This window comes from Labedella phragmitis (assembly GCF_004078635.1).
Lineage (GTDB): Bacteria > Actinomycetota > Actinomycetes > Actinomycetales > Microbacteriaceae > Labedella > Labedella phragmitis.
In genome coordinates this window covers 151,119-171,498 of record NZ_RZNB01000006.1, presented here as the reverse complement: position 1 = coordinate 171,498, position 20,380 = coordinate 151,119, and the positions used below count along the sequence as shown (strand labels likewise).

Here is a 20,380-nt window from a genome sequence, read left to right as displayed (position 1 = left end):
AGTGTCGCCCCGTCGGGACTCGCGTCGGACGTTTGTAGGCTCGCGCTATGACAACCGGCCACGATGTGTCCTTCCGCGACGTCCTCCGCTCGATCCCGACGCGTCCCAGCGAGCAGCCGGTGCTGAGTGCCACGGGCGCGCCGGCGAATCCGCTGCACCTCCTGAGGTCGTGGCTCGAGGAGGAGGCGGACAGGGGAACCCACGTGCCGCACGCCTTCGCCCTCGCGACGGTCTCGGCCGATGGAGCGCCGCAGGGCCGCACCGTGATCCTCAAGGACCTGGACGACGAGGCCCTCTGGTTTGCGTCCTCCGCCCGCAGCCCGAAGGGACTCGCGATCTCGGAGAACCCCGTCGCCGAGGCCGTCTTCTATTGGGCCGAGACGGGTCGGCAGATCCGGGTGTCCGGGCCGGTCGCGCCGGGACCCCGCGAAGTCTCCGACGCCGACTTCATGGGGCGGCACCCGAAGGCTCGAGCCGGCGTCATCGTGGGCCGCCAGGGCACCGAACGGCCCGACCCGGACGAGGCGGGCTCCCTCCTCCGCGACGCCCTCGCGCACGTCGAGGCGGACCCGGACGACGTCCCCGGGCACTGGATCGCGTACCGTCTCGAGGCGCGCTCGGTGGACGTCGTCCAACTCCGTCCCGCGAGCGGTGGAGAACGCATCCGGTACGAGCGGGGCGACGACGGCTGGGCGGTCGTCGACCTCTGGCCGTGACGGGCCTCCCGTCCGCACCGTTGCGCCCCGCCGCGTGTGAGGATTGACCCGATGCCCGCCACCGTCTCCTCGACGCTCGAATTCCGGCTCGCCGCCCCGAGCGACGTCATCCTGTCCATCGCCGTCGCCGCGGGCACCCCGATTCAGCACGAATCGCTCATGGTGTTCGGGAACGGACTGCAGCATCCCGTGCACGAGGTCGTCGACCGCCACGGCTCCCGGCTGCACCGCTTCTCCGCTCCCGCCGGCTCCTATCGCGTCGACTACGCCGCCGCGGTCCTCGGGCAGCGTCCGCCGTCGCCGACCACGGAGATGGACCTCATCGAGTACCTCCGTCCGAGCCGCTACAGCGAGTCCGACGAGGTGTACGGCTTCGCGAAGCAGACGTTCGGCCACCTGAGCGGCGGTCACCTCATCGACGCGATCAGCAGCTGGGTCGCCGACAGCTTCTCCTACGTCTCGGGTTCGACGACGGGTACCGACAGCGCCTCGACGACTCTCGCCACCCGCCAGGGCGTCTGCCGCGACTACGCTCACACCGTCGTCGCGCTCTTGCGCGCTCGCGACATCCCCGCGCGGATCGCGTCGGTCTACGCTCCCGGGGTCTCGCCCATGGACTTCCACGCCGTCGCCGAGGCGTGGATCGAGGGCCGCTGGTTCGTCATCGACGCCACCCGACTCGCACCGCGCCCGTCCTTCGTGCGCATCGCGACGGGCCGCGACGCCGCGGACGTCGCGTTCCTCACCAACCACTTCGGCGCCCTCACGCTCGACAGTGTCATCGTGTCGGCCGTCGCAGACGTGCTGCCCTTCGACGACTACCGCTCGCCGCTCAGCATCGGCTGAGGCCGCACGGCGGCGTATCCCGTCTTGCCTCCCTGACCCGGGCCGCCAGTCTGTCGAGCAGGAGTTCGCCACTGGTGACGTCGATCTCGACGAACGGGGGCGACCGTTGGCCTATACCGTCGCTTCCGGCGACGTGCTGGACGTGATCGGTGACCCCTTCTGCATCGTCAACGGCGGGGCGCTCTCCACGCTGGACAACTACCACGGTGGCGCCGTGATCCAGCCGGGTGACGTGATCATCCCGTACGCGGACGACGCGACGATTTCGAATACCCCTACGCGACCGGATAGAGAGTGCTCGCGACGGCGCCCGTCGGCAAACTCAGGGCCGTGCGTCAGAGGTCGAGGTTCGCGAGGATCGGCGCGACGATCTCGCCAGCGTCGGTCGCCTCGCCGAAGAACGGGCTCGAGACGACGATCCAGTGGTCGCCCGCGAAGACCTGCGCGACACCCGCGCCGTCGACGACGTCGAAGAAGGCCGCGTCCCCGCCGAGGCCCGGCGCCGGCGTGCTCGACGACGCGTCCTCCTCGACGCGGTCGAGGTTCTCGGACCCGGGGATCGTCACTGCGATGTCGACCGGTGCCGAGTTCGTGTCGTTGCTCCAGCGACACAGTCGACCGCCGAGGTCGGCGGCCTCGGCGAGAGCCGATCCGGCGGCGGGAGTCGGTGCGGCGACGGCGCTGTAGTTCGGGTTGTAGGCGTACACGTCGTCGGCGGAGAGCACGTCGGTGCACTCGGGCGCCGCCTCGCCGAGGTCGGGCTGCTCCGGGAGGGTCGCCGTGGGATCGGGTGATTCCGCTCCCGGCCCGGACGAGGAGGGACTCGGGGACGCGCCGCCCGACGGCGTCGGGCCGGGCTCCGGAGTGCACGCGCTCAGCAGGAGGGCGCCGCCGGCGAGCATCGCGGCGGCGGCGGTGATGCGCACCTCGACGCGCGGGGAGCGGAGCCTCATGACGAGTCCTCTTTCTCAGGAGCTGGGGGCCCGGCGGAGGTGCGGACAGCCCGACGATAGCAACTACGCCACCGCCGCAGTCGCTCTCCCGGCGGCGAGCCCCCTCCGCCCCGGTAGAATCGACCCCCGTGACCCCGACTGATCTCGCCCAGACCCTGTACGACCTCGTCCTGCCGCTCGCCGAGCGACGCCAGGCCGGTTTCGCAGAGTCGATCACGCGCGAGTCCATCACGATCGAGCGGCCCAAGAACCGCGAGCACGGCGACTGGACGTCGAACCTCGCGATGCGCCTCGCGAAGCCCCTCGGCACCAACCCGCGCGAACTGGCCACCGAGCTCGCGGAGGGCCTCGCCCAGGTCGACGGCATCGATTCCGCCGAGGTCGCTGGCCCCGGCTTCATCAACATCCGACTCTCCGCTTCCGCGGCAGGTCAGCTCGCGAAGACGATCGTCGACGCCGGGCCGGACTATGGAAAGGGAGACCTGTACACGGGCATCCCGATCAACCTCGAATTCGTCTCCGCGAACCCGACGGGCCCCATCCACATGGGCGGGGTCCGCTGGGCGGCCGTCGGCGACTCGCTCGCGCGCGTCCTCCAGGCGGAGGGCGCATCGGTGACGCGCGAGTACTACTTCAACGACCACGGCTCGCAGATCGACCGTTTCGCACGCAGCCTGCTCGCCCACTACCTCGGCGAGCCGACCCCGGAGGACGGCTACGGCGGCGCGTACATCGGCGAGATCGCCGAGCGCGTCGTCTCCGAGTACGACGGCGACATGTCGACTCTCGACCGCGACGCGCAGCAGGAGATCTTCCGCTCGCGCGGCACCGAGATGATGTTCGAGGAGATCAAGCGGAAGCTGCACGGCTTCGGCGTCGACTTCGACGTCTACTTCCACGAGGACCACCTGCACGAGTCGGGTGCCGTCGAGCGCGCCATCGAGCGGTTGCGCGCGCTCGGCCACGTCTTCGAGGAGGACGGCGCCGTCTGGCTCCGCACCACGACCTTCGGCGACGACCGCGACCGCGTCATCATCCGCAGCAACGGTGAGCCCGCCTACATCTCGGGCGACCTCGGCTACTACCTCGACAAGCGCGAGCGCGGCTTCGAGCAGAACCTCATCATGCTCGGCGCGGACCACCACGGCTACGTCGGCCGCATGATGGCGATGGTCGAGGCGTTCGGGGACGTCCCGGGCGTCAACCTGCAGATCCTCATCGGCCAGATGGTCAACCTGCTGAAGGACGGCGAGCCCGTCCGGATGTCGAAGCGCGCCGGCACGATCGTGACGCTCGACGACCTCGTCGACGCCGTCGGCGTCGACGCCGGCCGGTATGCCCTCGTGCGCTCCTCGAGCGACTCGCCGCTCGACATCGACCTCGACCTGCTCGCCAAGCGTTCGAACGACAACCCCGTCTTCTACGTGCAGTACGCCCACGCGCGCACGAGCGCCGTCGACCGGAACGCCGCGACGGTCGGCGTCGACCGCTCGGCGTTCGCGCCGGAGCTCCTCGAGCACGAGACCGAGTCGGCGCTCCTCGGTGCGCTCCAGGAGTTCCCGCGCATCGTCGCTCAAGCGGCGGAGCTGCGCGAGCCGCACCGCATCGCGCGCTACCTCGAAGAGGTCGCGGGACTCTACCACCGCTGGTACGACAACTGCCGCGTGCTCCCGCTCGGAGACGAATCCGTCTCCGACCTGCACCGCACGCGCTTGTGGCTGAACGACGCGACCGGTCAGGTGATCCGCAACGGACTCGGCCTGCTCGGCGTGTCCGCACCCGAACGGATGTGACATGACCGACGACTTCTTCGTGGCCAGACCCGTCGAGAAGAACCCCAGCAGAGGACGGCGCTGGGTGATCGGGCTCGTCGTCGCGATCATCCTGATCGTGCTCGGCGTGATCGCGCTGTTCGCGGGCGACTCGATCGCGCGCGCGATCGCGGAGGACGTCGTCAAGAGTCAGGTCGAGCAGCGCCTCCCCGAGAACGTCGAGGCGGATGTCGACGTGTCGATCGAGGGCGACTGGGTCATCGCGCAGCTCGTCAGCGGTCGGCTCGACAACGTCGTGATGAGCGATGAGAACGCGGTGCTCGACGGGGTGCCCGTCGGCATCCGCATCGACGCGACCGACGTACCGACCGACGTGAAGCAGACCGTCGGCCACGTCGACGCCACCGCGACACTCGACGCCGCCGCTCTCAACGCGTTCCTCACGTTGCCGGCGGGGGACCCCGACCTCTCCCTCGGCGACGGCACGCTCGCCTACGAGAACAGCTCGGCGTTCCTCGGCATCCCCTTCTCGTACCTGTTGAGCGTCACTCCTCAAGCGGCCGGGACGTCGCTCATCCTCACGCCCGAATCGGCGGAGCTCACGACGGATCTCGGTTCCGTCGATGTTGCGCCGGTGATCGAGAGGCTCGTCGGCGACGCGCCCGTGACGGTGTGCGTCGCGGAGTACCTGCCGGAGGGTGCTCAGCTGACGGCTCTCGCGGTGGCGCCGGAGGCAGCGGATCTCACGATCAGCATGTCGGACGTCGAGCTGTCCGGTGCGCTCCTCGAGTCGCGCGGCAGCTGCGGCTGAACGGACGCGGTCCTGGATTCCCGCGGCGGAATCCGGCGTGTGCGACGATCGGTAGACTTCCGGGAGCCTCCACCGAGGCCCAGACGGCGACGTTCCCACCCATCCGCGGGGCCGCTCCAGTCTCTCGAACGATCAGAACCACAGCATCGATCAGAACCACAGCATCGATCAGAACCACAGCATTGACCAGAACCACAGCATCGACCAGCACCTCCACGACCCGAGGCTTCCCGTGATTCCAGAACAGTCGTCGCCCGCTCCGACGGGCGGATCGAATCCGCTCGCGCCCGACTGGCTCGCCGTGCCCGCCGACGTCAACGCACTCGCCCCCGGCGTGTGGCCGACCGGTGCCGACCGTCGTGACGACGGGGTCGTCGAGATCGCGGGAGTCGCCGTCACCGATCTCGCCGCGTCCTTCGGGACCCCGCTCTACGTCGTCGACGAGCAGATGGCGCGCGACAACGCGAAGCGTATCTCCGGAGCGCTGAACGACGCGATGACCGCGATCGGTTCGAGTGCCACGTGCTACTACGCGGGCAAGGCGTTCCTCTCCGCTGACGTCGTGCGGTGGATGCTCGACTCCGGGCTCGGGATCGACGTGTGCTCGGGGGGAGAGCTGGCCCTCGCGCTCGCGGCCGGCGCCCCGCCCGCCCGCATCGGCTTCCACGGCAACAACAAGTCCCAGACGGAGATCGACCGGGCGGTGACGAGCGGCGTCGGCACGATCGTGCTCGACAGTCTGCAGGAGATCGACCGCGTCGCCGCGGCCGCCGCCCGCCACGGCGTCCGCCAGGGCGTGCGGTTGAGGATCAACTCGGGCGTGCACGCCCAGACGCACGATTTCCTCGCGACGGCCCACGAGGACCAGAAGTTCGGCCTCGCGCTCACGGCGGCGGAGAGCGCCGTCGCGGAGATCCGCGCCCACGATTCCCTCGACTTCATCGGCCTGCACTGCCACATCGGTTCGCAGATCTTCGATGCCGGCGGATTCTCGGAGTCCGCGCACCGGCTGCTCGCCGTGCACGCTCGCCTCCTCGAGCACGGCCCCGTTCCCTCGCTCAACCTCGGAGGCGGATTCGGCATCGCCTACACGGAGGCCGACGAACCGACGGCGATCGAGACGATCGCGGGGCGGATCGCGGAGACCGTGGAGGCGCGCTGCGTCGAGCTCGGCATTCCGGTCCCCGCGCTCGCGTTCGAGCCCGGCCGATCCATCATCGGGGGAGCGGGAGTCACCCTCTACACGGTCGGCACGACGAAGGACGTCACCGTCGACGTGGGCGTCGACCACGACCTCGGCGTCGGACCGGGCGCGGAGGGCCGCACCGACGGGGCCGCCGCTGCGGCGACCTCGGGCGAGAGAGAGGACGGAACGGCCGACGGAGGCACGGCACTCCGCCGTTACGTGAGCGTCGACGGCGGCATGAGCGACAACGCCCGCCCCTCGCTCTACGGAGCGGACTACACCGTCCGCATCGTCGATCGGGCGTCGGACGCCGAACCCCAACTCGTCCGTCTCGCGGGAAAGCACTGCGAGTCCGGCGACATCGTCGTGAACGCCGACTACCTCCCCGCCGACGTGCGCCCCGGCGACCTCGTCGCCGTGCCCGCGACGGGCGCCTACTGCTTCTCCCTGGCGAGCAACTACAACTTCCTCACGAGACCCGCGGTCGTCGCCGTCCACGACGGTCGCGCCCGCGTCCTCGTCCGAGGAGAGACCGAAGACCAACTGTTGGCGCGAGACGCCGGATTGGATGGCCGATGAGCGACACCCGCAGCCTTCGAGTGGCCCTGCTCGGGGCAGGAACGGTCGGCGGCCACGTCGCCCGGCTCCTTCTCGAGCACCACGACGAGCTCGCCGCTCGGGCGGGCGTCTCGATCGACCTCGTCGGCATCGCCGTGCGCGACGTGAACGCGAAGCGCGCCGTCGACCTGCCCGCCGAGCTCTTCACGACCGACGCCGAGACGCTCATCCAGGGCGCAGACATCGTCGTCGAGCTCATCGGCGGCATCGAGCCCGCGAAGTCCTACATCCTCGCGGCGATCGGCTCGGGAGCGGACGTCGTGACGGGCAACAAGGCGCTCCTCGCCGAGCACGGCGCCGAGATCTTCGCAGCGGCCGCCCGCGTGGGTGCCGAGGTCTACTACGAGGCGGCCGTGGCTGCGGCGATCCCCATCATCCGGCCGCTGCGCGACAGCCTCGCGGGTGACCACGTCGAGCGCATCCTCGCGATCGTGAACGGCAGCACCAACTACATCCTCGACCGCATGGACCGCTTCGGCGACAGCATGGAGGACGCGCAGCGCGTCGCCCTCGAGCTCGGCTACCTCGAGGCGGACCCCACGCTCGACGTCGAGGGCTACGACGCGGCGCAGAAGGCCGCGATCCTCGCGGGGCTCGCGTTCCACACCTCGGTTCCCGCCGCGGGCGTCCACCGCGAGGGGATCTCGTCGATCACGCTCGAGGACGTCGAGTCGGCCCGCGAGGCCGGCTACGTCATCAAGCTGCTCGCGATCGCGGAGCGCGTCGTCGACGACGCCGGTCTCGAAGGCGTGTCGGCGCGCGTGCACCCCGCGCTGGTGCGCCGCGACCACCCGCTCGCGAGTGTGCACGGCGGCAACAACGCCGTGTTCGTGGAGGCGGAGGCCGCCGGCCCGCTCATGTTCTACGGTGCGGGAGCCGGGGGAGTGCAGACCGCTTCCGCTGTCCTCGGCGACGTCGTCTCGATCGCGCGTCGCCACCTCGCTGGTGGCGTCGGTGTCGGGGAATCGGTCGCCGCGGACCTCCCTGTCCACCCGATCGGCGCCGCCGAAACCCGGTACCGCATCAGCCTCGAAGTCGACGACCGTCCCGGCGTCCTCGCGGAACTCGCGGGCATCCTCGCGAGCCGCGGCGTCTCGGTCGAGACCCTGCAACAATCGGCGAGCACGCCCGCCGACGGGGAGGCCGATCGCGCCACCGCTACGCTGGTGATCGGCACCCACACCGCGCGCGACGCGGCTCTCGCAGCCGCCGTCGACGCCCTCTCGGCCTCCGACGCCGTCGAGTCCGTGCGAAGTGTCCTGAGAATCGAAGGAGCCTGACGATGGCCAAGCAGTGGCGTGGAGTCCTGCACGAATACCGTGACCGCCTCGATGTGACGGACGCGACGCCGATCGTGACGCTGGGGGAGGGCGGCACTCCGCTCATCCCCGCTCCGGCGCTGTCGGCCCGCACGGGCGCTCGTGTCTTCGTGAAGTACGAGGGCATGAACCCCACGGGCTCCTTCAAGGATCGCGGCATGACGATGGCGATCTCGAAGGCCGTCGAGCACGGCGCGAAAGCCGTCATCTGCGCGTCGACCGGCAACACGTCGGCGTCGGCCGCTGCGTACGCGGCCCACGCGGGGATCACCGCGGCTGTGCTCGTGCCCGAGGGAAAGATCGCCATGGGCAAGCTCAGCCAGGCCATCGCGCACAACGGTGAGCTCATTCAGATCCAGGGCAACTTCGACGATTGCCTCGACATCGCGCGCGAGCTCGCCGAGCACTACCCCGTCCACCTCGTGAACTCGGTCAACAACGACCGCATCGAGGGCCAGAAGACGGCGGCCTTCGAGGTCGTCGAGGTCCTCGAGGACGCGCCGGACCTCCACTTCATCCCCGTCGGCAACGCAGGCAACTACACCGCATACACGCGCGGCTACTCCGAGGAGCTCGAGCGCGGCGGCGCCACGAAGCTGCCCCGCATGTTCGGCTTCCAGGCCGCCGGCAGCGCGCCGCTCGTCTCGGGTTCCGTCGTGAAGCACCCCGAGACGATCGCGAGCGCGATCCGCATCGGCAACCCCGCGTCGTGGGAGCTCGCCCTCGCCGCCCGCGAGAAGACCGACGGCTACTTCGGCGCCATCGAGGACGACCAGATCCTCGAGGCACAGCGCATCCTGTCGCGCGAGGTCGGCGTCTTCGTCGAGCCCGCGTCGGCGATCTCCGTCGCGGGGCTGCTCGAGCGCGCCGAGGCAGGTCACGTGCCGGCCGGATCCGTGTGCGTGCTCACGGTCACGGGCCACGGCCTGAAGGACCCGCAGTGGGCACTCCGCACCGCCGACGGCTCCGACGTGACGCCGACGGTCGTCGGTGCCGACGTCTCCGAGGTCGCGGGAGTCCTCGGGCTCCGGGCGGAGACAACGGAGTGAGCCTCGTCGGCCGCCGCGTCGCCGTTCGGGTGCCGGCGACCACAGCGAATCTCGGGCCGGGATTCGACACGCTCGGCCTCGCGCTCTCCGTCTACGACGAACTGACGGTCGAGGCCGTCGAACGCCCCGGCGTGCGCGTGTACGTCGAGGGCGTCGGCGCGGGGGAGGTGCCGACGGACGAGTCCAACCTCGTCGCGTCCTCCCTCCTGCACGCGCTCTCGGCTCTCGCCGTCGAGGCTCCGGGTCTCGAGCTGCACGCGCGCAACACGATTCCGCACGGGCGAGGGCTCGGCTCCTCCGGAGCGGCCGTCGTCGCGGGCATCATGGCGGCGAAGGGACTCGTCGAGGGCGTCGTCGACGTCGACGACGAGACGCTCCTGCGGCTCGCGACAGAGATCGAGGGACACCCGGACAACGTCGCGCCCGCGCTCTTCGGCGGTCTCGCGATCGCGTGGACGACCGTAGCGGGTCCCGCACAGAAGACGCTGCTCGTGCACCGCGGCGTCTCGCCTCTCATCCTCGTGCCGGAGACGACACTCTCGACGAAGGTCGCCCGGAGCCTCCAGCCCGAGCACGTCCCGCACGAGGACGCCGTGTTCAACGTCTCCCGTTCGGCGCTCCTCGTCGCGGCCCTCACGCAGAGCCCCGAGCTGCTGTTCGCGGCGACGGAGGACAAGCTGCACCAGAGCTACCGCGCGTCGGCCATGCCGGAGACCGCGCAGGTCGTCGCGCTGCTCCGTGAGCACGGCCTCCCCGCCGTCGTCTCGGGAGCCGGTCCCTCGGTGCTCGTGCTCGCCAACGGGGCCGGCGAGCGGCTCGAAGCCGCCGATCTTATCGCGCGACACGCAGGCGTGCACTGGACTCCGCTCATGCTGGCCGTCGACGTCAAGGGTGCTACAGTGGAGAGGATCCCGGGGGATCCCGCCTAGCACGCGGATTCGCCGCTCGGATCGATTCCACTCACTCATCACCTTCGCTCTGGTCGATGCGTCCGCGCCCTCTTGCGCGGACATCCCGGCAGCGTGCTTCGAGAGGCAGTGTTCTCTCCAGGCCGACGCCGGGCCTGATCGCCGACGAACGGCTCTCCTCTCGTGGTCATCGGACCACACCGTAGGAGAAAGGAAAATCTCTTAGTGTCAGACGTCAGTCTCCGCGATCGCATCGCGGACAACAGTGTCGCCATCGGATCCCTCAAGGTCGCCGAACTCAAGCAGTTGGCCGCCGAATGGGGCATCGCCGATGCATCCAAGCTCCGTAAGGGCGAGCTCGTCGAGGCGATCACCGCCGCGAGCAACCAGCTCGCCTCCGTCGACGAGTCGGGCGACAGCACGCTCGACGGCTCGGCGGCGCCCACCGAGGCGAGCCTCGCGACCGCCGGTGTCGCCACCGAGGTCGACGTCGACGAGGCGAACGCGCCCGCCGGCGACGCGCCCGAGCAGTCCGCCGCACAGGCAGAGGCTGCTCCCGCCGCCGTCGCGCCGTCCGCCGCGGTCGAGACGGCTCCCGCCACGGCCCCGACGGGTCGTCGTCGCGGTTCGCGCCGCGCCACGAGCGAGGACGTGCAGCGCGCGTCCGTGCCGGCGGCCGGTCACGTCAACGCCGACCAGCCCGCGCAGATCCCCTCGACCCCCGCCGTGCAGCCCGTCGACGTCGTCGCCGACGCTTCCCCCGCGGCTCCCGTCGAGGCCGACGCGCCCGCCGAGGTCGCGGCTCCGTCCGAGTCCGTGTCGGATGAGTCGACCGGCGCCGAGCAGCAGAACGACCAGCAGGGCGAGCAGCAGAACGCCGACCAGCAGGGTCGCGAGCGCCAGAACAAGCGCGGCAACCGTCGCGGTCGCGGTCGTCGCAACAACGACCAGGACCAGCAGGACCAGGACCGCACCGAGGACTCCGCCGAGCAGCAGCCGGAGGAGGAGCAGCCCGAGCGCGCCGAGCAGACGGACGGCGGGGAGCAGCAGCCGCGCCAGGGCCGCTCGCGCGGTCGCAACCGCAACCGCGGCGGCGACCAGAACGGCAACGCTTCCGCCCAGAACGGCAACGGGCAGAACGAGCAGTCGCAGAGCGGTCAGTCCGGAAACGGCCAGAACGCCGCAGCCCAGAACGGCAACGGCAACGGCAACGGCAATGGTCGCGGCCAGAGCAATGCGCAGGCCGAACAGCAGGGCCGCGATCGCACCGAGAAGGCGGACAACGAGCAGCAGGGCCGCGACCGCAACCGCACGACGGCCCAGCAGCAGCAGGACGACGCCGAGGGTCGCGGCCGCGGACGCTACCGCGACCGCAAGCGCCGCGGGGGAGCAGCCGGCGAGGACGCCGAACCGGAGATCTCCGAGGACGACGTCCTGATCCCCGTCGCGGGCATCCTCGACGTGCTCGACAACTACGCGTTCGTCCGCACCACGGGCTACCTGCCCGGCACCAACGACGTGTACGTGTCGCTCGGCCAGGTCAAGAAGTACAACCTCCGCAAGGGCGACGCCGTCGTCGGCGCCATCCGTCAGCCGCGCGAGGGCGAGAACAACTCGCGCCAGAAGTACAACGCGATCGTCAAGGTCGACAGCGTCAACGGCCAGCCGGTCGACGAGGCGGGCACGCGTGTCGAGTTCGGCAAGCTCACGCCGCTCTACCCGCAGGAGCGCTTGCGCCTCGAGACGGAGCAGGGCAAGCTCACGCAGCGCATCATCGACCTCGTCGCGCCGATCGGCAAGGGCCAGCGCGGCCTCATCGTCGCGCCCCCGAAGGCCGGCAAGACGATCGTGCTGCAGCAGATCGCCAACGCGATCTCGATCAACAACCCCGAGGTCCACCTCATGGTCGTGCTCGTCGACGAGCGCCCCGAAGAGGTCACCGACATGCAGCGCACGGTGAAGGGCGAGGTCATCGCCTCGACCTTCGACCGTCCCGCCGAGGACCACACGACGGTCGCCGAGCTCGCCATCGAGCGTGCGAAGCGCCTCGTGGAGCTCGGTCACGACGTGGTCGTGCTGCTCGACTCCATCACGCGCCTCGGCCGTGCGTACAACCTCGCAGCCCCCGCGTCGGGACGCATCCTCTCGGGCGGTGTCGACGCATCGGCCCTCTACCCGCCGAAGCGCTTCTTCGGAGCCGCGCGCAACATCGAGAACGGTGGCTCGCTCACCATCCTCGCGACGGCGCTCGTCGAGACCGGGTCCAAGATGGACGAGGTCATCTTCGAGGAGTTCAAGGGCACCGGCAACTCGGAGCTGCGCCTCTCGCGTCAGCTCGCCGACAAGCGGATCTTCCCGGCCGTCGACGTCAACGCGTCGTCCACGCGTCGCGAGGAGATGCTCCTGTCGAACGACGAGGTCAAGATCACCTGGAAGCTGCGTCGGGCCCTCGCGGGTCTCGACCAGCAGCAGGCGCTCGAGGTCGTGCTCGGCAAGCTCAAGGAGACGAGCTCGAACGTCGAGTTCCTCGTCCAGATGCAGAAGTCGATGCCGCAGCCCGCGGCGAACGGCCACAGCCACGGTCACGAGCGCGACCACCGCTAGCGACCCCACCGAACCCACCCGGAGAGCCGGAGGCGAGAGCCTCCGGCGCCGCCGGGTGGGTTCGTTGCATTCCGCGTAGGGTTTCTCAGGAGGAAGTCACCATGTTCGAATCGGTCGAGGTGCTCAAGAAGGAGCACAAGGAGCTGCAGGACGAGCTCGCCGACCCCGCGCTGCACGCGGATCCCGCACGATCGAAGCGCGTGAACCGTCGGTACGCCGAGCTGTCGCGCATCGTCGCGGCCGAGGCCGCCTGGAACCAGGCGAGGGACGACCTCGAGGCCGCTCGCGAGCTCGCCAAGGAGGACGAGGCGTTCGCCGAGGAGGTGCCGGCGCTCGAGGAGCTCGTGCAGAGCTCGCAGGAGAAGCTGCGCCGCCTCCTCATCCCGCGCGACCCGGACGACGGCCGCGACGTCATCATGGAGATCAAGGGCGGCGAGGGCGGAGCGGAGAGCGCACTGTTCGCGGCCGACCTGCTGCGGATGTACCTGCACTACGCCGAGTCGAAGGGCTGGAAGACAGAGCTCCTCGAGCGCACCGAGAGCGACCTCGGCGGTTACAAGGACGTGCAGGTCGCGATCAAGTCGAACGCGACGGACCCGTCGCAAGGTGTCTGGGCTCACCTCAAGTACGAGGGCGGCGTCCACCGCGTGCAGCGCGTGCCCGTGACCGAGTCCCAGGGGCGCATCCACACCTCGACGACCGGTGTGCTCGTCTTCCCCGAGGTCGACGAGCCCGAGGAGGTCGAGATAAACCAGAACGACCTGAAGATCGACGTCTACCGTTCGAGCGGTCCCGGCGGTCAGTCCGTCAACACGACCGACTCCGCCGTACGCATCACGCACCTCCCGACCGGGATCGTCGTGTCGATGCAGAACGAGAAGAGCCAGCTCCAGAACCGCGAGGCGGGAATGCGTGTGCTGCGCGCTCGCATCCTCGCGCGACGCCAGGAGGAGCAGGCCGAGCTCGACAGCGCCGCGCGCAAGAGCCAGATCCGCACGATGGATCGCTCGGAGCGTATCCGCACGTACAACTTCCCGGAGAACCGCATCGCGGACCACCGCACGGGCTACAAGGCGTACAACCTCGACGCGGTCATGAACGGCGCGCTCGAGCCGATCATCGAGTCGGCGATCCAGGCCGACGAGGAGGCCCGCCTCTCCGCCGTCGCCGACTGACCCCCGGCACATTGATTCGGCGATGGTGCGCGCAACTACGCGCACCATCGCCGATTCAATGTCCTCAGATGAGGTATTCGGGGGTCGGAAGGCCGTGCGAGGCCGCGGTTCCGCGCGGGCGGGCGCGTGCGGGTACTCCCACGAGGAGCGAGTCAGGGGGAGCGTCCTTCGTCACGACGGCGTTCGCGCCCACGATGCTGCCGTGACCGATCAGGATCGGGCCGAGGATCTTCGCGCCCGCGCCCACCTGGACGCCGTCGCCGAGCGTGGGATGGCGCTTGCCCCTGCCCCTGCTCTTCCCGCCGAGAGTGACGCCGTGGTACAGCATGACGTCGTCGCCGATCTCGGCCGTCTCCCCGATCACGACGCCCATACCGTGGTCGATGAAGAAGCGACGCCCGATCGAGGCACCGGGGTGGATCTCGATGCCGGTGAGGAACCGCACGAACTGCGACCCCAGCCGCGCCGGTAGCCGCAGTCCAGCCCGCCACAATCGGGCGTTGACGCGATGGGCCCAGATGGCGTGCAGACCGGAGTACCCGAGCACGATCTCGAGATCGGTGCGTGCCGCGGGATCGTGGACGCGCGCGGCGATCACGTCCTCACGGAGACGGGAGAACAGAGTCACGGGGCGACTAGTCGGAGAGGTCGGCCCAGAGCGGGGTCGAGATGTACCGCTCGCCGGTGTCGCACACGATCGCGACGATCGTCTTGCCCGCGTTCTCGGGCCGCTTCGCGAGCTGGAGGGCCGCCCACATGATGGCGCCGGAGGAGACGCCCGCGAGGATGCCCTCCTTGGCGGCGAGATCCTTCGCGACCGCGATCGCGTCGTCGAAGGAGACGTCGACGACGTCGTCGTACACGGTCGTGTCGAGCACCTCGGGGACGAAGTTCGCGCCGATGCCCTGGATCTTGTGGGGGCCGGGCTTGCCGCCGTTGAGGATGGGGGAGTCGAGAGGTTCGACCGCGACGACCTGCACGCCGGGCTTCCGCTCCTTGAGCACCTGTCCGACGCCGGTGATCGTGCCGCCCGTGCCCACGCCAGCAACGAAGATGTCGACGCCGCCGTCGGTGTCGCGCCAGATCTCCTCCGCGGTGGTCTTCCGATGGATCTCGGCGTTGGCGGCGTTCGCGAACTGCTTCGCCCAGATCGCGCCGGGCGTGGACTCGACGATCTCCTGCGCCTTCTCGACGGCCCCCTTCATACCGAGAGCCGGCTCCGTGAGGACGAGTTCGGCCCCGAACGCGCGCAGCAGCACGCGACGCTCCTGGCTCATCGACGACGGCATCGTGAGGATGACGCGGTATCCGCGTGCCGCGCCGACGAGGGCCAAGGCGATGCCCGTGTTGCCGCTCGTCCCCTCGACGATCGTTCCGCCCGGCTTCAACTCTCCCGACCGTTCCGCCGCGTCGACGATCGCGACGCCGAGCCGGTCCTTGACGCTCGAGCCGGGGTTGTAGAACTCGAGTTTGGCGAGGATGGTCGCGTCGGTCTCGTCGGCGAGACGGTTGATGCGGACGAGGGGGGTGTTGCCGAACGCCGCGGTGATGTCGGAGTGGATCGTGCCGGTCATGAGGGTCCTTCGTCGGAGAGATGCGTCGATGAGTACAGGGCCCAGCCTAAACCGCGGTCCCGCACGTGTCCCGGAGATGACGAGGACCTGCGCATGGGGCACGCGGGGGCCGCCGATTGGCTAGGCTGTGTGACCGACCCCCGCCTTCTCCGTCGGAACCCCCATGAGCACCCCTCCCGAACCCACCCTCGCCGCTGCGCGCGCCGCCGCCGTCGAGCGACTCGCCGCCGCGGGCGTCGCCTCGCCGGAGGTCGACGCCGATCTGCTCATCGGGCACGTCACGGGACTCGGTCGGGGTGAGCTCGCCGCCGCCATCGTCGTGGGCCGGTCGCTGTCCGCGCGCGACGCGGCCCAGCTCGACGAGTACCTCGCGCGCCGAGCCGCGCGCGAGCCCGTGCAGCACATCACCGGTACGGCGTGGTTCCGTTCGCTCCGCCTCTCCGTGGGACCCGGCGTCTTCGTCCCGCGTCCCGAGACCGAACTGCTCGTGCAGTACGCGATCGACGAATTGCGCGCCCTGCCCGACCCGGAGCCCGTCGCGGTCGATCTCGGCACGGGATCCGGTGCGATCGCGCTCTCGATCGCCACCGAGGTGCCTCAGTCGACGGTCTTCGCCGTCGAGAACTCGGTCGACGCGTTCGTCTGGGCGCGCCAGAATGCCGAGCAGGTGGGCGCGACCAACGCGACGGTCGTCTTCGACGACATCTCGCACGCCCTCGCCCGACTCGACGGGACGGTCGCGCTCGTCGTGTCGAACCCGCCGTACGTTCCCGACGCCGCGGTCCCGCGCGACCCCGAGGTGCGGCTGCACGACCCGTCGCACGCGCTCTACGGGGGAGCGGACGGCCTCGACGTCGTGCGCGAGGTGTCCACGACGGCGCTCCGGTTGCTCCGCCCGGGCGGCCGCGTCCTCATCGAGCACGGCGAGCTTCAGGGTGGGGCGATCCGCGATCTCCTCGCGGCCGACGGGTGGGGGAGTCCCGCGACGTTCCGCGACCTCACGCAGCGCGATCGCATCACGAGCGCCACTCGCTGAGACGCGTCGTCGCACCGCCGTATCGCGTCGTGGAGGGCGCTCACGGTCCGCGCCGGTAGAATCGCACGCGATGTCCCGCGTCTACGACTGCTCCGTCGATTCCCAGTTGCTCACCGGCATGCGCCTCGCCCGTCAGGCGATCGGCAAGGGTGAGCTCGTCGTCATCCCCACCGACACGGTCTACGGGGTCGCCGCCGACGCCTTCACGCCGAAGGCCGTCGCGCGACTCCTCGACGCGAAGGGTCGGACCCGATCGCAGCCGCCGCCCGTGCTCGTGCCCGGCGTGGCGACGCTCGAGGCGCTCGTCGCCGAGCTGCCCGACGTCGTCCGCGACCTCGTGACCGAGTTCTGGCCGGGTGGACTCACGATCGTCCTGCAGGCGCAGCCCTCGCTCGCGTGGGACCTCGGCGACACCGCCGGAACCGTCGCCGTGCGTATGCCGGCGAACCCGCTCGCCCTCGAACTCCTCGAGGAGACCGGCCCGCTCGCCGTCTCCTCCGCCAACCTCACCGGTCGACCGGCCGCGACGAACGCCGCTGACGCCGAGGCGATGCTCGGCGATAGCGTCGCGGTCTACCTCGACGGCGGCCCGAGCGGCGACTCCGGAGCCTCGACGATCATCGATGCGACGGGACTCGCGCTCCCGGACGGCACGATCACGATCCTGCGCAACGGCGCCGTCTCGGGCGACGAGCTGCGCCGCGTCCTCGGGCCGACGCTCGCCGGCGGCGGGTGGCCGGACGACTCATGATCCAGTACGTCCTGATCGCCGCGTTCGCCGCTCTCGTCACCTTCGTGCTGTGCCTCGCGGTGCTGAAGGCGGCGCACAAGTGGAAGCTGTACCCGGAGATCCGGACGCGTGACGTGCACACACGACCCACCCCGCGCCTCGGGGGCATCGCGATGTTCTTCGGTGTCGTCGCCGCGTTCTTCGTCGCGTCGTTCAATCCCTACTACCGGCTGATCTTCGCGAATCCCGGACCCGTCTGGGCCATCCTCGGAGCCGCACTGCTCATCGTCGTGCTCGGCCTGGCCGATGACATCTGGGATCTCGACTGGATGATCAAGCTCGCCGGACAGTTCCTCGCCGCCGGGCTCATCGCGTGGCTCGGCGTTCAGATCTACTCGCTTCCCATCGGCGGTCTCACGGTCGGATCCGGCTGGATGTCGGTCGCGATGACGGTCTTCGCGATCGTGCTCGTCATGAACGCCGTCAACTTCATCGACGGGCTCGACGGACTCGTCGCCGGTGTGAGCCTCATCGCCAACGGCGTCTTCTTCCTCTACGGCTATCTCCTGGTGCGCCAGATCAGCCCGTCGGACTACTTCAGCCTGTCCCTCCTGATCTCCGCCGTGGTGTGCGGGATCTGCGCGGGCTTCCTGCCGCTCAACTGGCACCCCGCCAAACTCTTCATGGGTGACGCCGGCGCCCTTCTCGTCGGTCTCCTGATGGCCACGAGCGCGATCGCCATCACCGGTCAGATGGATCCCGCCTTCATCGAGGGACCCGACCGGTTCGGCCGGACGCAGCTCATCGGCGCCTTCATCCCGATCATCCTGCCGTTCGCGATCCTCGTCGTCCCGCTCCTCGATTTCGGGCTCGCGGTCACGCGTCGCCTCCGTGCGGGCAAGTCGCCGTTCAGCGCCGACCGCCTCCACCTGCACCACCGGCTCCTCGACATGGGGCACTCCCAGGTCGCCGCGGTCCTCATCTTCTACGCGTGGACGATCGTCATCTCGGTGTCGAGCCTCATGTTCTACGTCTTCCAGCCGTACACGATCGCCCTCACGTTCCTCATCGTGGGAGTCGTCACGTGCACGATCGTCACGCTCGCCCCGCTCGGGCGCCGGAAACGCGCCCAGAGTACGGCGCAGTCCGTGCCGGAGGAGATGGCGGCACAGCTCGACATCGCGGCGTACGACCCTCTCGACGAGGCAGCCAACCCGCTCCCGCCCGACGCCGTCGTGCCCGATGACATCGTCGAGCTCGCCGGGCGCATCGAGATCGATGCCCTCGACACTCAACAGACGGCCCCCGACGGCCAGAAGAAGGAAGACATCCGGTGAGTTCCAACCCCATTTTGCGCACAGCCCTCGTCTGGGGCGGCGTTTTCGCCCTCGTCCTCGCCGTCGTCGCCGGGGGAGTGGGCTTCGCCGTCGACGGGTCCCGGGGGCTCGTGAGCGGGCTGCTCGGCACCCTGATCGCGGCGTTCTTCCTCGGTATCACGGCGGGCAGCATCCTCTTCGCGAACCGGTTCTCGTCCTCCGACATGTTCGTGCCGATCTACTTCGGCGTCGTCATGGGCGGCTGGATCCTCAAGTTCGTGCTCTTCCTCGTCGCCGCGTGGATCCTCCGCGAACAGCCGTGGGTCGATCCGCAGATCCTCTTCCTCAGCCTCATCGTCGGCGTGATCGGCACGCTCGTGATCGACTGCATCGTCATCGCGCGTTCGCGCATGCCCTACGCGAGCGACGTACGTCTTCCGGAATACACGGGGACCGACGACTGATCTCCCCGCGCGGATTCGCGCTTGTCCGGAATATTGATAGAGTTAGAGGAGATTCCCCAACCGATTCCCACACGTGAAGTGTGTCCGGGCGTTGCCGCCTCGGGCTCTTCTCGAATCGGGCTGGCGTCTTCCGAACGTTCGTCGTCGCGAGAGCAGAGCTCCACGCCCCGAAACAGGAGATAGCGCTGAAAGCACTCGCTGTGAACTTGCTGGTCCAGGCTGCAACCGATGACGGTGGCTTCCACGCACCCTCGATCGACGAGTTCTTCCCCGGGGCCCTGTTCTTCGAGGGCACCCCCTTCGAGATCAACCGCATCATGCTCGTCCGCTTCATCGCGGTCGCCGCGCTGCTGATCGTCTTCTACCTCGGCACGCGCCGCATGAAGGTCGTTCCGGGTCGCTTCCAGTCCATCATCGAGATGGGCCTCGGACTCGTCCGCAACAACATCGCTTTCGACCTCCTCGGGGAGAAGGACGGCAAGCGGTTCCTGCCGATCCTCACCACGATCTTCTTCATGGTGCTGTTCATGAACATCACGGGAATCATCCCGTTGCTGAACATCGCCGGGACGAGCGTCATCGGCGTCCCGCTCGTGCTCGCTGTCGTCGCGTACGTCGCGTTCATCTACGCGGGCATCCGGAACAATGCGGGAGCGTTCTTCAAGAACGCCCTCTTCCCGCCCGGCGTGCCGAAGTTCCTCTACATCATCGTGACCCCGATCGAGTTCGTCTCGGCGTTCGTGCTGCGTCCCGTCACGCTCACTCTCCGACTCCTCATGAACATGGTCGTCGGACACCTCCTGCTCGTCCTGTTCTTCTCGGCGACGCAGTTCTTCCTCTTCACGGCCGGCGGCTGGTACACGCTCTTCGGAGTCGGCACCCTCGCCTTCGGTTTCGTGTTCACCCTGTTCGAGATCCTGGTGGCCGTCCTCCAGGCATACGTCTTCACCCTCCTCACCGCGGTCTACATCCAGCTCGCGGTCGCCGAAGAGCACTAATCCGTCGGGCGCCCGCCTCGACGTCCCTACGAAAGGAAACACAGTGGACTCCACCACCCTTCTCGCCGAGATCAACGGAAACATCGCGACCGTCGGCTACGGCCTCGCCGCGATCGGCCCGGCCATCGGCGTCGGCATCGTCGTCGGAAAGACGATCGAGGGTGTCGCCCGCCAGCCCGAGCTCGCCGGCCGCCTGCAGGTGCTGATGTACATCGGTATCGCGTTCACCGAGGCGCTCGCCTTCATCGGTATCGCGACGTACTTCATCTTCACCAACTGACCTCGCCCCACCGAATCTAGGAGGC

19 protein-coding genes are annotated in these 20,380 nt (G+C 69.3%); 16 read left to right on the top strand and 3 right to left on the bottom strand.

Annotated elements, in window-relative coordinates; genetic code table 11:
• The first annotated feature begins 47 nt into the window (after positions 1 to 47).
• Positions 48 to 716 (top strand): pyridoxine/pyridoxamine 5'-phosphate oxidase, encoded by a 669-nt coding sequence (locus ELQ90_RS14225; protein WP_128495947.1) that lies wholly within the window; start codon positions 48 to 50, stop codon positions 714 to 716.
• Positions 717 to 767: 51 nt separating this feature from the next.
• The gene (locus ELQ90_RS14220; protein WP_128495946.1) at positions 768 to 1,562 is read left to right on the top strand and encodes a transglutaminase-like domain-containing protein; all 795 of its coding nucleotides are present in this window, start codon (positions 768 to 770) and stop codon (positions 1,560 to 1,562) included.
• A gap of 335 nt (positions 1,563 to 1,897) precedes the next feature.
• On the opposite strand, the gene ELQ90_RS14215 is transcribed toward ELQ90_RS14220, so the two are convergent.
• Positions 1,898 to 2,515, bottom strand: a complete 618-nt coding sequence (locus ELQ90_RS14215; RefSeq protein WP_128495945.1) for a hypothetical protein — start codon at positions 2,513 to 2,515, stop codon at positions 1,898 to 1,900.
• A gap of 128 nt (positions 2,516 to 2,643) precedes the next feature.
• Between ELQ90_RS14215 and argS the strand changes: the two genes are divergently transcribed.
• The 8 genes from argS to prfA all read left to right on the top strand — a co-directional run bounded on the left by argS (position 2,644) and on the right by prfA (position 13,957).
• Entirely contained in the window at positions 2,644 to 4,308 is a 1,665-nt protein-coding gene (gene argS / locus ELQ90_RS14210) for an arginine--tRNA ligase (protein WP_128495944.1), read from the top strand.
• 1 nt (position 4,309) lies between these two features.
• Entirely contained in the window at positions 4,310 to 5,098 is a 789-nt protein-coding gene (locus ELQ90_RS14205) for an LmeA family phospholipid-binding protein (RefSeq protein WP_128495943.1), read from the top strand.
• A 232-nt stretch (positions 5,099 to 5,330) separates the two neighbouring features.
• Complete coding sequence (locus ELQ90_RS14200) at positions 5,331 to 6,863, top strand: diaminopimelate decarboxylase family protein (RefSeq protein WP_243696192.1); 1,533 nt, start codon at positions 5,331 to 5,333, stop codon at positions 6,861 to 6,863.
• A complete protein-coding gene (locus ELQ90_RS14195) occupies positions 6,860 to 8,182 on the top strand; it encodes a homoserine dehydrogenase (protein ID WP_128495942.1) in 1,323 nt (440 codons plus the stop codon). The genes ELQ90_RS14200 and ELQ90_RS14195 overlap by 4 nt, the downstream gene beginning before the upstream one ends.
• A gap of 2 nt (positions 8,183 to 8,184) precedes the next feature.
• Positions 8,185 to 9,270, top strand: coding sequence for a threonine synthase (gene thrC, locus ELQ90_RS14190; RefSeq protein WP_128495941.1), 1,086 nt, complete (start codon positions 8,185 to 8,187; stop codon positions 9,268 to 9,270).
• Positions 9,267 to 10,199, top strand: a complete 933-nt coding sequence (gene thrB / locus ELQ90_RS14185; RefSeq protein WP_128495940.1) for a homoserine kinase — start codon at positions 9,267 to 9,269, stop codon at positions 10,197 to 10,199. The genes thrC and thrB overlap by 4 nt, the downstream gene beginning before the upstream one ends.
• Before the next feature lie 204 nt (positions 10,200 to 10,403).
• Positions 10,404 to 12,782, top strand: coding sequence for a transcription termination factor Rho (gene rho / locus ELQ90_RS14180; protein WP_128495939.1), 2,379 nt, complete (start codon positions 10,404 to 10,406; stop codon positions 12,780 to 12,782).
• 101 nt (positions 12,783 to 12,883) lie between these two features.
• Complete coding sequence (gene prfA / locus ELQ90_RS14175) at positions 12,884 to 13,957, top strand: peptide chain release factor 1 (protein WP_128495938.1); 1,074 nt, start codon at positions 12,884 to 12,886, stop codon at positions 13,955 to 13,957.
• Between the two features lie 64 nt (positions 13,958 to 14,021).
• On the opposite strand, the gene epsC is transcribed toward prfA, so the two are convergent.
• Together epsC and cysK are read right to left on the bottom strand one after the other, a co-directional pair.
• Complete coding sequence (gene epsC, locus ELQ90_RS14170; protein WP_128495937.1) at positions 14,022 to 14,585, bottom strand: serine O-acetyltransferase EpsC; 564 nt, start codon at positions 14,583 to 14,585, stop codon at positions 14,022 to 14,024.
• A gap of 7 nt (positions 14,586 to 14,592) precedes the next feature.
• Complete coding sequence (gene cysK / locus ELQ90_RS14165; RefSeq protein ID WP_128495936.1) at positions 14,593 to 15,531, bottom strand: cysteine synthase A; 939 nt, start codon at positions 15,529 to 15,531, stop codon at positions 14,593 to 14,595.
• 163 nt (positions 15,532 to 15,694) lie between these two features.
• On the opposite strand from cysK, the gene prmC reads away from it, so the two are divergent.
• The 6 genes from prmC (at position 15,695) to atpE (ending at position 20,355) form a co-directional block, all read left to right on the top strand.
• A complete protein-coding gene (gene prmC, locus ELQ90_RS14160) occupies positions 15,695 to 16,567 on the top strand; it encodes a peptide chain release factor N(5)-glutamine methyltransferase (protein WP_128495935.1) in 873 nt (290 codons plus the stop codon).
• Between the two features lie 70 nt (positions 16,568 to 16,637).
• Complete coding sequence (locus ELQ90_RS14155) at positions 16,638 to 17,318, top strand: L-threonylcarbamoyladenylate synthase (RefSeq protein ID WP_128495934.1); 681 nt, start codon at positions 16,638 to 16,640, stop codon at positions 17,316 to 17,318.
• Positions 17,315 to 18,634, top strand: a complete 1,320-nt coding sequence (locus ELQ90_RS14150) for an MraY family glycosyltransferase (protein ID WP_128495933.1) — start codon at positions 17,315 to 17,317, stop codon at positions 18,632 to 18,634. Before ELQ90_RS14155 ends, ELQ90_RS14150 begins: the two co-directional genes overlap by 4 nt.
• The gene (locus ELQ90_RS14145) at positions 18,631 to 19,077 is read left to right on the top strand and encodes a Cg1360 family ATP-synthase-associated protein (RefSeq protein WP_128495932.1); all 447 of its coding nucleotides are present in this window, start codon (positions 18,631 to 18,633) and stop codon (positions 19,075 to 19,077) included. Before ELQ90_RS14150 ends, ELQ90_RS14145 begins: the two co-directional genes overlap by 4 nt.
• Positions 19,078 to 19,277: 200 nt before the next feature.
• Positions 19,278 to 20,075 carry a F0F1 ATP synthase subunit A gene (gene atpB, locus ELQ90_RS14140; protein ID WP_128495931.1) on the top strand — a complete coding sequence of 266 codons (798 nt, stop codon included), beginning with the start codon at positions 19,278 to 19,280 and terminating at the stop codon, positions 20,073 to 20,075.
• A 43-nt stretch (positions 20,076 to 20,118) separates the two neighbouring features.
• On the top strand, positions 20,119 to 20,355 hold the full coding sequence (gene atpE / locus ELQ90_RS14135) for an ATP synthase F0 subunit C (RefSeq protein ID WP_128495930.1): 237 nt from the start codon (positions 20,119 to 20,121) through the stop codon (positions 20,353 to 20,355).
• Positions 20,356 to 20,380 lie beyond the last annotated feature (25 nt).